Genomic DNA, 12,879 nt, shown 5'->3' with positions numbered 1-12,879 from the left:
GCCCCCACTATGCGGGGCCGGTATCCAGGCACCGGCCGGTCTTTCGGATTCCCGCCACCAGAGGCGACAGCTCCAGGATCGCCTCGTCCGTCCGCACTCCCTGGGCACGGATGGCGACTTGCGTCGCCGGTGTACGACCGAACGTCACGATGACCTTGCGATCCGGGGTGGACTGCCGCTCGTCGAGCACCCAGTCGATCCCGTTCGCCTCGAAACACGGGTCCGTTGTCGCCGTCGGGCTCTCGACACCGCAGCGCAGGATCACATCCTGATCGCCCCACACCACCACGCCGTCGAGGCCGACAGACCGGCGGTCCTTGCCCGCCAGCCGTCCGGGCGCCCTCCCGGTGAGTTCCCGGCAGTGCGCGTCCCCCGCATGCGCGGCAGCCGTCAGGCCCCGTGCCGGATCGTCCAGCAGACGTGCCGTCACCCCGCCCCCCACGGTCAGGACCACGATGCCGGCGACGGCACCGAGAGCAAGGCGGCGTGAGAGCTTCATGGATGGACGTCGACCCCCTGTGCGCACGGCGATACGAGGGCCACCGTAGGGCACCGCCCTCCCGCCCCGTACTCCCCCTGACAGTCCGCGGCAGGGTGACATCCTCATCGACATGAACATCGCAAAAGCCGCCGGGCTGGTCCTGGCCCTGCTGATGGCATCAGGGTGTGCGGGCCCCCGACTGGACGACGGCCAAGCGCCCTCCGCGCAGGAGACGTTCGCCCCGGCCGACCGCGAGAAGATGCCCGATCTGGCGGGGACCGCGATCGACGGCCGCCCGATCGCCGTGCACGACTACCGGGGCAACGTGCTCGTGGTGAACGCGTGGGCGTCCTGGTGCGGCCCCTGCCGGGCCGAAGCCCCTGACCTCTCCGCCGTGGACACCGCCCTGCACACCCGCGGTGTGTGCGTCATGGGCGTCGACACCGATGCCTCGGGAACAGCCGGTGCGGCCTTCGCCCGCGAGCACCACGTCACCTACCGCAGCCTCCACGACCCGAAGACCGCCCAGCTTCTGCGCATCCCCAAGGGCCTGGTCAGCCCGCAGGGCTACCCCTACACCTTCGTCGTGGACCGGCAGGGCCGGATCGCGGCGGCCCGGATGGGCCGGATCAGCCGCGCGGAACTGACCGCTCTGGTCGAACCGCTGCTCTGATCGCCGGATACGACCGGGCTACACCGCCAGCAGCGGAGCGTCGTCGCGCCATTTGAGGATCTTGTCGAAGCTGACCACCGTGCCGTGCCGGCCGGGCTTGGGGCCGATGTGGACGTGGTCGGCGAGTTCGCGGATCAGGCAGAGGCCGCGGCCGTGCTCGGCGTCCGGGCGGGCGGGGCGCAGTTCGCGGGTGTGCTGGAAGCCGGGGCCGGAGTCGGCCACTTCGATACGGCACTTCTCCCCGTCGAGGTACGCGGTCACCCGGTACACCGCCGAGGTGCTGTCGTCGCCGCCGTGCTCGACGGCGTTCGCGCATGCCTCGCTGAGGGCGACGGAGAGGTCGTAGGAGATCTCCGGGTCCACCCCGGCCGTCTCCATGGTGCCGATCAGGAGCCGCCGCGCGAGCGGCACACTCGCGGCCTCGCGGCGCAGATGGAGTGACCACCAGATGCTCATGCAACAGCCTCCAGGCCGCGGCTCGACATACCGATACCTATTGCCGCCCATAGGTGGCCGTAAGCACACCGTTGACGTGACTCCGCCCATACAGCCGATGCGTCCCGGGAGGAATCGGTGTATGCGGGACGTACCCCTTCGGTCGGCCGGGGGAGGTGCCGGGGGAGGTATTGCCCGGACCTGGCGTAGGACGGCGCGGGGCGCGGTGGGATGATGAGCCCGCCATGTCTGCCCCTCACGCGCGCACGGCGCGTCCCGGAGCCGGGCTCCGGATGCTGCGGGCCGCGGTCTTCGCCGCGGTCTGCGTCGTGCTGGCCGCGGCCGGGCACACCCTGGCCTCCTGCGCGAGCGTGCCGCTGTGGACGCTCGGCGTGGGCTTCCTCGGCTCCCTGCTGCTGGTGATCCCGCTCGCCGGGCGGGCCCGCTCGCTGCCGGGCATCGCCGCGCTCCTCACCCTCGGCCAGACCGCGCTGCACACGCTGTTCGGCCTGGGCCAGCACGGGGCGGGCATGGCCATGGGCGGGATGCCGATGGGGCAGAGCGCTCCGGGCGGAACCGCGCTCGGCGACACCGCCCTGGTCGAACAGGCCGCCCGGCTGCTGTGCGGGGCGAACGCCGCCGCGCTCACCCCCGGCCACGCCTTCCACATCCTGCTCGCCGCCCGCCTCATCGACCGCTCGGGCCGCCCCGTGGCCGGGGCCCCGCTGCCCGTGCCGCACGCGGCCGACGCCACCGGCGCCTCCGCGGCGCTGCTGCCCTCGCTGCCGATGCTGCTCGGCCACCTCCTCGCGGCGGTCGCCCTCGGCTGGCTGCTGCGCCGCGGCGACCTGGCCGTGCTGCGGCTGCTCGAACTGTCGGCGCACTCCGCCCACGAAGTCGCCGAGACCGCGCTCGTACGGTCCCTGCGCGCGGCGCTCGCCCTGGTGGGCGCCCTGTGCGCCGGACTGCTGTCCGCGGCCGAGCCCACCCCGCGCGCCCGTCGCGGCGACCGGGGCGAACCGCCCGCCCCCGCCACCCTCGCACTCCAGCACTCGGTGATCCGGCGCGGCCCGCCCGCCGCCGGACTGCGACTCGCCGCCTGACGCGACGCGCCCCGCCCCCCGCCCCGGGACAGCTCCGGGTTCCGAGGAGACGGCCGCCGTCGCGCGGCCCGCGCGCGCCCGCGCGCCTTCCTTCTTCACCGGAACTCTCACCACGGAGTGCTCCTGCCATGCAGGTTTCCCAGCTCGTCCCCAGCCTCACCGCCGGCCGTCCCGCCACCCGCCGTACGACCACCCGCCGTACGGCCGCCCGTGTCGCCGCCGGTGCCGCCGTCGCCGGCACCGCCGTACTCGCCCTGTCCGCCCCCGCCTTCGCGCATGTGACCGTGCAGCCCGAGGGCGCCGCGGCCAAGGGCAGCTACGCGGTCGTCGACTTCAAGGTCCCCAACGAGCGTGACAACGCCTCGACCACCAAGGTCGAGGTGAACCTCCCCACCGACCACCCGCTGGCCTCCGTCATGGCCCAGCCCATCCCGGGCTGGAGCGTGCAGCTCACCAAGACCAAGCTCGCCAAGCCGCTGACCGTGCACGGCGACAAGATCGACCAGGCCGTCACCAAGGTCACCTGGACCGCCGACGGCAAGGGCATCGAGCCCGGCTACTTCCAGAAGTTCCCGCTCTCCGTCGGCGCCCTGCCCGACAACACCGACCAGCTGGTGTTCAAGGCGCTGCAGACGTACTCCGACAAGGAGGTCGTGCGCTGGATCGAGGTGCCGCAGGCGGGCCAGGACGAGCCGCAGAACCCCGCCCCGGTGCTCCAGCTGACCGCGGCGGCCGACGAGCACGGCGCGGCGGCCGCCCAGGACGCGTCCGACGACAAGAAGGAGAACACGGCCGCCGCCTCGGACTCCGGCAGCAGCAGTGACACCACCGCCCGGGTGCTCGGCGTCGCCGGGATCGTCGTCGGTGCCGCGGGCGTGGCCTACGGCGTCCTCGCCGGCCGCCGCCGCACCGCCTAGCCCCATCGTTCCGCAGCGCGCGCCGGGGCCGTGCCAGGCTTGGCCCCCGTACGACCCCGGCGCGCGCCGGAGTTCTCACATCTGGGACATTTCTCTATGCGCAAGAAGACGTTCGCCGCGGCCGCGCTGCTCGCCGCCGCCACCCTGACCCTCTCCGCCTGCGGCGGCCAGAAAGCCGACTCGTCGGTGGTCTCCGCCGTCTCGCAGGAGTCCGGCGGCAGCGGTCCCGTCACCGTCCTCGACCAGCCCTGGGACAAGCCCGGCCTGGTCCTCACCGACACCCACGGCAAGAAGTACGACCTCCGCAAGGAGACCCAGGGCCACCCGACCCTGCTCTACTTCGGCTACACGCACTGCCCCGACATCTGCCCGACGACGATGAGCAACATCGCCGTCGCGGCCCAGAAGTCGCTGACCCCGGCCCAGCGCGCCGATCTGCGGGTCGTGTTCGTCACCACCGACCCCGGCCGCGACACCCCGGCCGCGCTCGGCAGCTGGCTCAAGGGCATCGACCCCCGGTTCATCGGTCTGACCGGCGACTTCAAGACCATCCAGGCCGCCGCCCGCTCCGTCGGCATCTCCGTCGAGCCCACGACGAAGAACAAGTCCGGCCAGCTCGTCTCCATGCACGGCACCCAGGTGGTCGCCTTCTCGCCGAAGAACGACGGTGGATACGCCTTCTTCGACGACCAGGCCACGGTCGACGACTACATCAAGGACCTGCCCAAGATCGCCCAGGGGGCCAAGCCGTGAACCGCCGACCCCTCGTCCCGGCCACGGCTCTCGCGGGCGCCCTCGCTCTCGCGGGCTGCTCGGGCTCGGGCTCCTCGGACACCTCCAAGGCCGAACTGTCGGTGAGCGGCACCTACATGCCGCAGCCCGTCTCCGCCGACATGGCCGCCGGCTTCCTGACGATCACCAACAAGGGCGGCACGAAGGACGAGCTGACCCAGGTGAGCAGCACCGCGGCCGGCCAGGTCACCATGCACAGCACCACGGGCGGCGAGATGCGGGAGCAGTCCTCCTTCGCCATACCCGCCCACGGCCGGCTCGTCTTCAGAAGCGGTGGCAACCACCTGATGTTCGAGCAGCTCCGGCAGCGGCCGAAGCAGGGCCAGACGGTCACCCTGAAGCTCACCTTCGCCAAGAGCGGGCCCGTCACCGTCGAGATGCCGGTGAAGTCCGCCACGTACCACCCGACGACCGGCAACTGAGGGAAGGGACCACCGTGACCCGGACCATCACCCCCCGCCCGCGGACCCTGGTGCTGCTGCTCCTCGCCGCCCTGGGCGCCCTGCTCGCGGGCGCCGCACCGGCCTCCGCGCACGCGGCGCTGACCGGCAGCGACCCCGCGCAGGGGGTGGTGGTCCAGCAGCCGCCCGCCCGGGTCTCGCTCACCTTCTCCGAGAAGGTCGCGATGAACGGCGACTCGCTGCGCGTCCTCGACCCCAAGGGCGAGCCCGTCCAGACCGGCGCCCCCGACAACGTGCGCGGGACGACGTACGCCGTGCGGCTCAAGGGCGGCCTGGGCAAGGGCACGTACACGGTGACCTACGAGGTCGTCTCCGCCGACAGCCACCCGGTGGCCGGTGCCTACACGTTCTCCATCGGGGCGCCCTCGCGGACCGTGGTCTCCGGCAGCGGTCCGACCGTGGGCGGCGGGGTCGTCGGCGGCCTCTACCAGGTCGGGCGGTACGTGTCGTACGGCGGTTACATCGTGCTCGTGGGCGGCGCGGCCTTCGTGCTGCTGTGCTGGCGGCGCGGCGCGGGCGTACGGGCGCTGCAACGGCTGGTCGTCGGCGGCTGGCTGGCGCTGACCGCGGCCACCCTGTGGCTGCTGCTCCTGCGCGGCTCGTACACCACCACCGGGAAGGTCGCCGACGTCTTCGACCTCGGACTGCTCGGCCAGGTGCTGGAGACCAAGCCGGGGGCCGCGCTGGTCTCCCGGCTGCTGCTGCTCGCCGCCGCCGCGCTGTTCATCGCCGTCCTCTTCGGCACGTACCAGCGGCGCGAGGAGGGCGCGGAGAAACGGGACCTGACCTTCGGGCTCGGGATCGGGGGCCTGGTCGTCGCGGCCGGGCTCGCGACCAGCTGGGCGATGTCCGAGCACGCCTCGGTGGGGCTCCAGCCGGGCATCGCCATGCCGGTGGACGTCGTCCATCTGCTCGCCGTCGCCGCCTGGCTGGGCGGGCTCACCGCGCTGCTGGTCGCCCTGTACCGGGCGCCCGCCGGGACACCGGTCGAGGCCGCCGCCGTACGCCGCTTCTCCCGGCTGGCCTTCGGCTCCGTGGTGGCCCTCGTCGCCACCGGGATCTACCAGTCCTGGCGCCAGCTCGGCTCCTGGTCCGCCTTCACCGACACCCGGTACGGGCAGCTGCTGCTGGCCAAGATCGCCCTGGTGGCGGTCATGGTGGGCCTCGCGTCCGTGTCACGGCGCTGGACGGGACGGCTCGCGGACCAGGGCGCGGAGGAGGAACGGGCCGCCGACGGAGCGGGGACCGAGAAGGAGTCGGTCACCGCGGCGAGGGCAGCCGCCGGGCAGGACGCGGGTACGGCGGACACAGCGTCCGCGGACATCGCCGGGCGGGACTCCGCCACGGCGGACGCGGACGCGTCCGAACCGGCCCCCGCCGCCGAGGACTCCGGCGACTCCCGCCGCGCCGCCCAGCTCGCCCGGCAGCGCGCCGCGGTGGACGCGGCCCGGCGCAAGCGGCTGCGGGACGGCGACGCGGGCCGCTTCGGGCTGCGCCGCTCGGTGCTCGCCGAGGCCGCCGTCGCGGTCGTGCTGCTCGCCGTCACCACCGCGCTGACACAGACCGAGCCCGGCCGCACCGAGCAGGAGGCCAAGGCCGCCACCGGCGCCGTCACGGCACCCGCGAACGGGGACCTGTCCCTGAGCCTGCCCTTCGACACGGGCGGCGCGAACGGCAAGGGCGTGGTCGCCCTCGACATCGATCCCGCCCACGCGGGCGCCAACTCGCTGCACCTCTTCGTCCGCAAGCCCGGCGGACAGCTCTTCGACGTCCCCGAGGTGAAGATCGCCCTCACCCTGGAGGCGAAGAAGATCGGCCCGCTCTCCGTGGCTCCCGAGCACATCACCACCGGCCACTGGTCGGCGGACGGGGTGCAGATCCCGATGGCCGGCGACTGGAAGGTCGAGGTCACCGTCCGCACCTCCGACATCGACGAAGTGACCGTCTCCAAGAACGCGCAGATCGGCTGACCCAGACCATGACCGACCAGTCCACCCAGCAGGCCCGCACCCCCAAGTCCCCGACGGCCGAGGCCACGGCCTCCGGGGCCGGTTCCGGGGGTGTCTCCCGGCGGGCCCTGCTCGGTACCGCGGGCGCCACCGGGCTGGTGCTCGGCGCGGCGGGCGGGGCCGTCGGCTATGCCGCCGCGCCCGCCCCGGCCACCCCGCTCACCTCGGTGGGATCCGACCGCGCGTTGTTTCACGTGAAACACCAGCCCGGCATCACCGAGGGTCTCCAGGCATGCGGTCATCTCATCGCCTTCGATCTGGCGGCGGGTGCGGGCCGCAAGGAGGCGGCGGCCCTGCTGCGCCGCTGGTCGGCGACGGCCGAGCGGCTGATGGCGGGCGAGCCGGCCCCGCACGACGACACCGATGTGTCCCGGGACGCGGGTCCCTCCTCGCTGACGGTCACCTTCGGCTTCGGAAACAGCTTCTTCACCCGCACCGGTCTGGAGAAGCAGCGGCCCGGCGCCCTCGATCCGCTGCCCGACTTCTCCTCCGACCGGCTGGACAAGGCGCGCAGCGACGGCGATCTATGGGTGCAGATCGGCGCGAACGACGCCCTGGTCGCCTTCCACGCCCTGCGCGCGATCCAGAAGGACGCCGGGGCGGCCGCGCGGGTGCGCTGGCAGATGAACGGCTTCAACCGCACCCCGGGCGCCACCGCCCGCCCGCTGACGGCCCGCAACCTCATGGGCCAGATCGACGGCACGGGCAATCCGAAGCCGACGGACGCCGCCTTCGACAAGCAGATCTTCGTGCCCGCCTCGGGCGAGCCCGCGTGGATGGCGAACGGCTCCTACGCCGTCGTACGGCGGATCCGCATGCTCCTGGACGACTGGGAGAAGCTGCCCGTCGCCGCCCAGGAGCAGGTCATAGGGCGCCGCAAGGCGGACGGGGCACCGCTGACCGGAGGGCACGAGACGTCCCCGATGGAGCTGGAGAAGACCGACGCCAAGGGCGACTACGTGATCGCGCTCGATGCGCACGCGCGGATCACCCGGCCGGACAAGAACGGCGGGGCGGCGATGCTGCGGCGCCCGTTCTCGTACCACGACGGCATCGACGCGGACGGGGTGCCGGACGCCGGGCTGCTGTTCGTGTGCTGGCAGGCGGACCCGCTGCTCGGCTTCGTGCCGGTGCAGCGCAAGCTCGACCGGGGCGACGCCCTGTCGCGGTTCATCCGGCACGAGTCGAGCGCGCTCTTCGCGGTGCCGGGCGGCGCGGCGAAGGGCGAGTACGTGGGACAGCGCCTGCTGGAGGACTGAGCAAGACCCCCGCCGATCCCCTTAGCCGATATTCCATCGGCTCTGCGGATTTCCCTTTCCAAACCACCCGGTCGAGTGGTCATCTTGAGACGCCTGAGCTACGACGGCCCGCGGCCATTAGGGTGAGGACCATGCCAGCGAGCTATGCGTATCTCGGTCCCGAGGGCACCTTCACCGAGGTGGCCCTGCGGACGCTGCCGGAGGCGGCCACCCGGGAGCTGACCCCGTACGTGTCGGTGCAGTCCGCGCTGGACGCGGTGCGGGCCGGCGAGGCCGAAGCCGCGTTCGTGCCGATCGAGAACTCCGTCGAGGGCGGCATCACCGCCACCCTGGACGGCCTGGTCGCGGGCGAGCCGCTGACGATCTACCGCGAGGTGCTGCTCTCCATCACCTTCGCGCTGCTGGTCCGGCCGGGCACCCGGCTCGCCGACATCAAGACGGTCTCCGCCCATCCCGCGGCCCAGCCGCAGGTGCGCAACTGGCTGAAGGCCAACCTCCCGGACGCCGTCTGGGAGTCGGCCGCCTCGAACGCGGACGCGGCCCGGCTGGTGCAGGAGGGCCGCTACGACGCCGCCTTCGCGGGCGAGTTCGCCGCCGCCCGGTACGGCCTGGAGGCCCTGGAGACCGGGATCCACGACGCGGAGAACGCGCAGACCCGGTTCGTGCTGGTCGGCCGCCCGGCCCGGCCCGCCGCGAAGACCGGCGCCGACAAGACCTCGGTGGTGCTCTGGCAGCGCACCGACCACCCCGGCGGACTGCGCGATCTGCTCGGCGAGTTCGCCTCGCGCGGGATCAACCTGATGCTGCTCCAGTCCCGCCCGACCGGCGAGGGCATCGGCAACTACTGCTTCTGCGTGGACGCCGAGGGCCATATCTCCGACCGGCGGATGGCGGCGGCGCTGATGGGCCTGAAGCGGCTCTGCCTCGAAGTGCGCTTCCTCGGCTCGTACCCGCGCGCCGACATCACGCCGGACGAGGCACGCGCCGTACGGCCGGGAACCTCGGACGAGGAGTTCATGCGGGCCGCTGACTGGGTGGCGCGCTGCCAGGACGGCCGCTTCTAGTTATCCACAGGAGTTATCCACAGGTGCGCTTCTCGACCTGGGGACAAGTCGACAGCGAAGCGCGACCCAGTCGACAAATCGCCCCACAGCGCACAGTCGGGGCGACCTTCACCTGACTCACCCTTCGTCCACCCGTTTCCTTTGGTTCATCTTTTGGGGCGACCGTTTTCCACCCGAAAGTGGGTGTCGATCCACTTTGGCCGGGGAATTCTGCACGTCGGTCAAGGGATCCGGAGTGATCAATTCCCGCATCCACAGAACTTCCCCACACCCTGTGGATAACTCTTCGGTGGGTGTGGATTTCTGTGGACAACCGGGCCGCCAAGTCCCGCTCTCCACAAGGAAATCGAGTCAACCCGGCGCCCGGGGCCTGCCCCGTCCCAGGGAGTGAGACACTTTCCCTTGACAACGCGCGGCAATTAGCGCATAACGCACCGTAAGCCGCAAATCCAAGCGCGCCGTAATAGTGATTCGTGAGCGGCATCCCCGCACCGGTAGCCTTGGGCCTGTGATTGACCTTCGCCTGCTCCGTGAGGACCCCGACCGTGTGCGCGCGTCCCAGCGTGCTCGTGGAGAGGATGTCGCGCTCGTCGACTCCCTCCTGTCCGCCGACGAGCGGCGCAGGTCTTCCGGCGTCCGCTTCGACGAACTGCGTGCCGAGCAGAAGCAGCTCGGCAAGCTGATCCCCAAGGCCACCGCCGACGAGAAGGCCGAACTGCTCAAGCGCGCCGAGCAGCTCAAGGCCGACGTCAAGGCCGCCGACGTCGAGCGCGACGCGGCCGACGCCGAGACCCATGAGCTGCTGGGCCGGCTCGGCAACCTCGTCCACCCCGACGTCCCCGTCGGCGGCGAGGAGGACTTCGTCACCCTGGAGACGCACGGCACCATCCGCGACTTCGGTGCCGAGGGCTTTGAACCCAAGGACCACCTGGAACTCGGGCAGCTGCTCGGCGCGATCGACGTCGAGCGCGGCGCCAAGGTCTCCGGCTCCCGCTTCTACTTCCTCACCGGTGTCGGCGCCCTGCTGGAGCTGGCCCTGGTGAACGCGGCGATGGCCCAGGCCACCGCGGCCGGCTTCACCCCGATGCTGACCCCGGCGCTGGTCCGCCCGCAGTCGATGGCCGGCACCGGCTTCCTCGGCCAGGCCGCGCAGGACGTCTACCACCTCGACAAGGACGACCTCTACCTGGTCGGCACCTCCGAGGTGGCGCTCGCGGCGTACCACATGGACGAGATCCTCGACGCCGACAAGCTGCCGCTGCGGTACGCGGGCTTCTCGCCCTGCTTCCGCCGCGAGGCCGGTTCGCACGGCAAGGACACCCGGGGCATCTTCCGCGTGCACCAGTTCGACAAGGTCGAGATGTTCTCGTACGTCGACCCCGAGGACTCCCAGGCCGAGCACCAGCGCCTGCTGGCGTGGGAGAAGCAGTGGCTGTCCTCGCTGGAGCTGCCGTTCCGCGTGATCGACGTCGCCTCCGGTGACCTCGGCTCCTCGGCCGCCCGCAAGTTCGACTGCGAGGCGTGGATCCCGACGCAGGGCAAGTACCGCGAGCTGACCTCGACCTCGGACTGCACCGAGTTCCAGTCCCGCCGGCTGTCCATCCGGGTCCGCGACGGCAAGCAGGTCAAGCCGCTGGCCACGCTCAACGGCACGCTGTGCGCCGTACCGCGCACCATCGTGGCGATCCTGGAGAACCACCAGCTGGCCGACGGCTCCGTCCGGGTCCCCGAAGTGCTGCGCCCCTACCTGGGCGGCCGGGAGGTCCTGGAGCCGGTGGCCAGGTGAGCTTCCCCTACGGGCTGGTCGCGACCGACCTGGACGGAACGCTGCTGCGCTCCGACGGGTCGGTCTCGCAGCGCACCCGCGACGCGCTCACCGCGGCCGCCGCGGCGGGCGCCGCGCACATCGTCGTCACCGGCCGGGCCGTCCCCTGGACCCGCCATGTCCTGGACGACCTCGGCTACGACGGCCTCGCGGTCTGCGGCCAGGGCGGCCAGGTGTACGACGCCGGGGCGCACCGCCTGCTGACGTCCGTCACCCTGGACCGTCAGCTGGCGGGGGTGGCGCTGGCCAAGATCGAGGCGGAGGTCGGTCCGCTGCATCTCGCCGCGAGCCGTGACGGGCTGGACGGCGAGGTGCTCGTGGGGCCCGGCTACGCCGTCGCGGGGCCGCTCCCCGCGGTCCCCCTCACCGACGCGTCCGATCTCTGGGCCGCGCCGCTGAACAAGATCTACATACAGCATCCGACGCTGGGCGACGACGAGCTGGCGGAGGCCGCCCGGCGGGCGGCCGGTGGCTTCGTCTCGGTCGCGATGGCCGGCGCGGGCATCGTGGAACTCCTGCCGCTCGGTCTCTCCAAGGCGACGGGGCTCTCTCTGGCCGCGCGCCGCCTCGGTCTGCGGGCCGCGGACTCGATCGCCTTCGGCGACATGCCGAACGACATCCCGATGTTCGGCTGGGCCTCCCGGGGCGTGGCCATGGCCAACGCCCACGAGGAGCTGAAGGCGGTGGCCGACGAGGTGACGTCCTCGAACGAGGAGGACGGGATCGCGGCGGTGCTGGAAGGCCTGCTGGCGTAACGCCGTTCACCGTGCCTGCCGTGGGGTCGGCCGCGGGCTCACCGCCGCCGGCGCCACCCCCGCCGTCGTACCTTGCTGAAGAACCACCCCGCCGGCGGCTCGTCGGAGCGCCAGGGCTGGGGTTCGGGGGCCTGCGTACGCCAGCGGGCGGCCAGCATCCGGGCCCGGGCGGACGGCTCGGAGGCATCGGCGGCCCGCACGAAGTCCTCGTCCAGGACCAGCCCCTCGAAGGCGTCCCCCGCGGGCTCCCCGCCACCCCCCGATATCTCCTCCGCCATCCCCGGCCTCCTCGCCTTACGTCACGTTTTGCCCAGTGTGCCCGGCCGGGGATGAAGTCTCCGTCAAAGATCCCCGGTCGGTGACCGGGGACCCCGGAGCCTCTTACTCCTCCCCCGCCAGCTTCAGCGAGCGCAGCTTCTGCCCCGCGTACCAGGTGGCCAGCACGGTCACCACGACCAGCAGCACCACCGCCGTCGTCAGCCCGACGTCGGAGGTGACCAGGTCGCCCCCGGCCACCTTGTGCGCGACCGCGAGCGCCCACTGCTGCACGCTCAGCGTGCGCGCGCCCGGCACCAGGGAGCCGAACAGCGCCTCCCAGACCAGCGCGTACACCAGGCCGAAGACGACCGCGTGCCGGGAGACCGTGCCGAGCAGCAGGAACAGCGCGGAGTAGGCGATGGAGGCCACCAGCGCGGCCACCGTGTAGGCGACGGCGATCTGCTGGCCGTTGCCGTTGAGGATCAGACCCGCGATCAGCGTGGGCACCGCGGAGAACACCATGGTCACCGCGATGGCCACGATCAGCTTGGTGAAGATGATCGTCGGCCGCTTCAGGGGTTTGGCGAGCAGATAGACGACAGAGCCCTCATCGATCTCCGGACCGATCGCGCCCGTGCCCGCGATGACGCCGATGATCGGCACCATGGTGGCGATCGCGAACCCGCCGAGCACATCGGCGGCCGTCTGGTCGTCCGCCCCGCTGAGGGCGCGTACGGCCACGGCGATCACGATGAGCAGCAGCGGCAGCGCGCCGAGGATGAGGGCCCGGCGACGGCCGAGCAGGGCCCGGTAGGTGAGCCGGGCGACTGTGGGGTCGTACATCTTC

The 12,879-nt window shown here is 72.1% G+C and carries 14 protein-coding genes; 10 read left to right on the top strand and 4 right to left on the bottom strand.

Annotated elements, in window-relative coordinates; translation table 11 throughout:
- Positions 1–7 precede the first annotated feature (7 nt).
- Positions 8–499 (bottom strand): DUF3515 family protein, encoded by a 492-nt coding sequence (locus tag AB0N90_RS15340; protein WP_361671877.1) that lies wholly within the window; start codon positions 497–499, stop codon positions 8–10.
- Between the two features lie 112 nt (positions 500–611).
- Here AB0N90_RS15340 and AB0N90_RS15335 point away from each other — a divergent pair, with 112 nt between their 5' ends.
- Entirely contained in the window at positions 612–1,154 is a 543-nt protein-coding gene (locus AB0N90_RS15335; RefSeq protein WP_365196541.1) for a TlpA disulfide reductase family protein, read from the top strand.
- A gap of 18 nt (positions 1,155–1,172) precedes the next feature.
- On the opposite strand, the gene AB0N90_RS15330 is transcribed toward AB0N90_RS15335, so the two are convergent.
- Positions 1,173–1,610: an ATP-binding protein gene (locus AB0N90_RS15330; RefSeq protein ID WP_037650556.1), complete on the bottom strand. Its 438-nt coding sequence runs from the start codon at positions 1,608–1,610 to the stop codon at positions 1,173–1,175.
- Between the two features lie 224 nt (positions 1,611–1,834).
- Here AB0N90_RS15330 and AB0N90_RS15325 point away from each other — a divergent pair, with 224 nt between their 5' ends.
- From AB0N90_RS15325 to AB0N90_RS15285, 9 genes are all read left to right on the top strand, one after another.
- Entirely contained in the window at positions 1,835–2,692 is an 858-nt protein-coding gene (locus AB0N90_RS15325; protein WP_365196538.1) for a hypothetical protein, read from the top strand.
- A 128-nt stretch (positions 2,693–2,820) separates the two neighbouring features.
- A complete protein-coding gene (locus AB0N90_RS15320; RefSeq protein WP_365196535.1) occupies positions 2,821–3,609 on the top strand; it encodes a YcnI family protein in 789 nt (262 codons plus the stop codon).
- Between the two features lie 96 nt (positions 3,610–3,705).
- Positions 3,706–4,362 carry an SCO family protein gene (locus tag AB0N90_RS15315; RefSeq protein ID WP_361671889.1) on the top strand — a complete coding sequence of 219 codons (657 nt, stop codon included), beginning with the start codon at positions 3,706–3,708 and terminating at the stop codon, positions 4,360–4,362.
- Positions 4,359–4,823: a copper chaperone PCu(A)C gene (locus AB0N90_RS15310; protein ID WP_365196533.1), complete on the top strand. Its 465-nt coding sequence runs from the start codon at positions 4,359–4,361 to the stop codon at positions 4,821–4,823. The genes AB0N90_RS15315 and AB0N90_RS15310 overlap by 4 nt, the downstream gene beginning before the upstream one ends.
- 14 nt (positions 4,824–4,837) lie before the next feature.
- Entirely contained in the window at positions 4,838–6,832 is a 1,995-nt protein-coding gene (locus tag AB0N90_RS15305; protein WP_365196530.1) for a copper resistance protein CopC, read from the top strand.
- Between the two features lie 8 nt (positions 6,833–6,840).
- Entirely contained in the window at positions 6,841–8,130 is a 1,290-nt protein-coding gene (efeB, locus tag AB0N90_RS15300) for an iron uptake transporter deferrochelatase/peroxidase subunit (protein WP_365196527.1), read from the top strand.
- Between the two features lie 131 nt (positions 8,131–8,261).
- Positions 8,262–9,194, top strand: a complete 933-nt coding sequence (gene pheA / locus AB0N90_RS15295) for a prephenate dehydratase (RefSeq protein ID WP_037650541.1) — start codon at positions 8,262–8,264, stop codon at positions 9,192–9,194.
- A gap of 508 nt (positions 9,195–9,702) precedes the next feature.
- Complete coding sequence (serS, locus tag AB0N90_RS15290; protein WP_361671897.1) at positions 9,703–10,980, top strand: serine--tRNA ligase; 1,278 nt, start codon at positions 9,703–9,705, stop codon at positions 10,978–10,980.
- A complete protein-coding gene (locus AB0N90_RS15285) occupies positions 10,977–11,774 on the top strand; it encodes an HAD family hydrolase (RefSeq protein ID WP_365196523.1) in 798 nt (265 codons plus the stop codon). Before serS ends, AB0N90_RS15285 begins: the two co-directional genes overlap by 4 nt.
- A 38-nt stretch (positions 11,775–11,812) precedes the next feature.
- Here the strand turns inward: AB0N90_RS15285 and AB0N90_RS15280 are convergent, their stop codons facing one another.
- Both AB0N90_RS15280 and AB0N90_RS15275 read right to left on the bottom strand, forming a co-directional pair.
- Positions 11,813–12,052 carry a hypothetical protein gene (locus tag AB0N90_RS15280; protein ID WP_365196520.1) on the bottom strand — a complete coding sequence of 80 codons (240 nt, stop codon included), beginning with the start codon at positions 12,050–12,052 and terminating at the stop codon, positions 11,813–11,815.
- A 103-nt stretch (positions 12,053–12,155) separates the two neighbouring features.
- Positions 12,156–12,875 (bottom strand): ABC transporter permease, encoded by a 720-nt coding sequence (locus AB0N90_RS15275; RefSeq protein WP_365196518.1) that lies wholly within the window; start codon positions 12,873–12,875, stop codon positions 12,156–12,158.
- Positions 12,876–12,879 lie beyond the last annotated feature (4 nt).

It is taken from the genome of Streptomyces sp. NPDC093018 (assembly GCF_040684035.1).
GTDB lineage: Bacteria > Actinomycetota > Actinomycetes > Streptomycetales > Streptomycetaceae > Streptomyces > Streptomyces murinus.
The sequence above is the reverse complement of the archived record's forward strand: the minus strand, read 5'-3'. Positions and strand labels throughout refer to the sequence as shown.

Coding starts and splice junctions, on each gene's coding strand:
- AB0N90_RS15340 (WP_361671877.1), bottom strand. CDS start 499: ATGAAGCTCTCACGCCGCCTTGCTCTCGGTGCCGTCGCCGGCATCGTG.
- AB0N90_RS15335 (WP_365196541.1), top strand. CDS start 612: ATGAACATCGCAAAAGCCGCCGGGCTGGTCCTGGCCCTGCTGATGGCA.
- AB0N90_RS15330 (WP_037650556.1), bottom strand. CDS start 1,610: ATGAGCATCTGGTGGTCACTCCATCTGCGCCGCGAGGCCGCGAGTGTG.
- AB0N90_RS15325 (WP_365196538.1), top strand. CDS start 1,835: ATGTCTGCCCCTCACGCGCGCACGGCGCGTCCCGGAGCCGGGCTCCGG.
- AB0N90_RS15320 (WP_365196535.1), top strand. CDS start 2,821: ATGCAGGTTTCCCAGCTCGTCCCCAGCCTCACCGCCGGCCGTCCCGCC.
- AB0N90_RS15315 (WP_361671889.1), top strand. CDS start 3,706: ATGCGCAAGAAGACGTTCGCCGCGGCCGCGCTGCTCGCCGCCGCCACC.
- efeB (WP_365196527.1), top strand. CDS start 6,841: ATGACCGACCAGTCCACCCAGCAGGCCCGCACCCCCAAGTCCCCGACG.
- pheA (WP_037650541.1), top strand. CDS start 8,262: ATGCCAGCGAGCTATGCGTATCTCGGTCCCGAGGGCACCTTCACCGAG.
- AB0N90_RS15280 (WP_365196520.1), bottom strand. CDS start 12,052: ATGGCGGAGGAGATATCGGGGGGTGGCGGGGAGCCCGCGGGGGACGCC.
- AB0N90_RS15275 (WP_365196518.1), bottom strand. CDS start 12,875: ATGTACGACCCCACAGTCGCCCGGCTCACCTACCGGGCCCTGCTCGGC.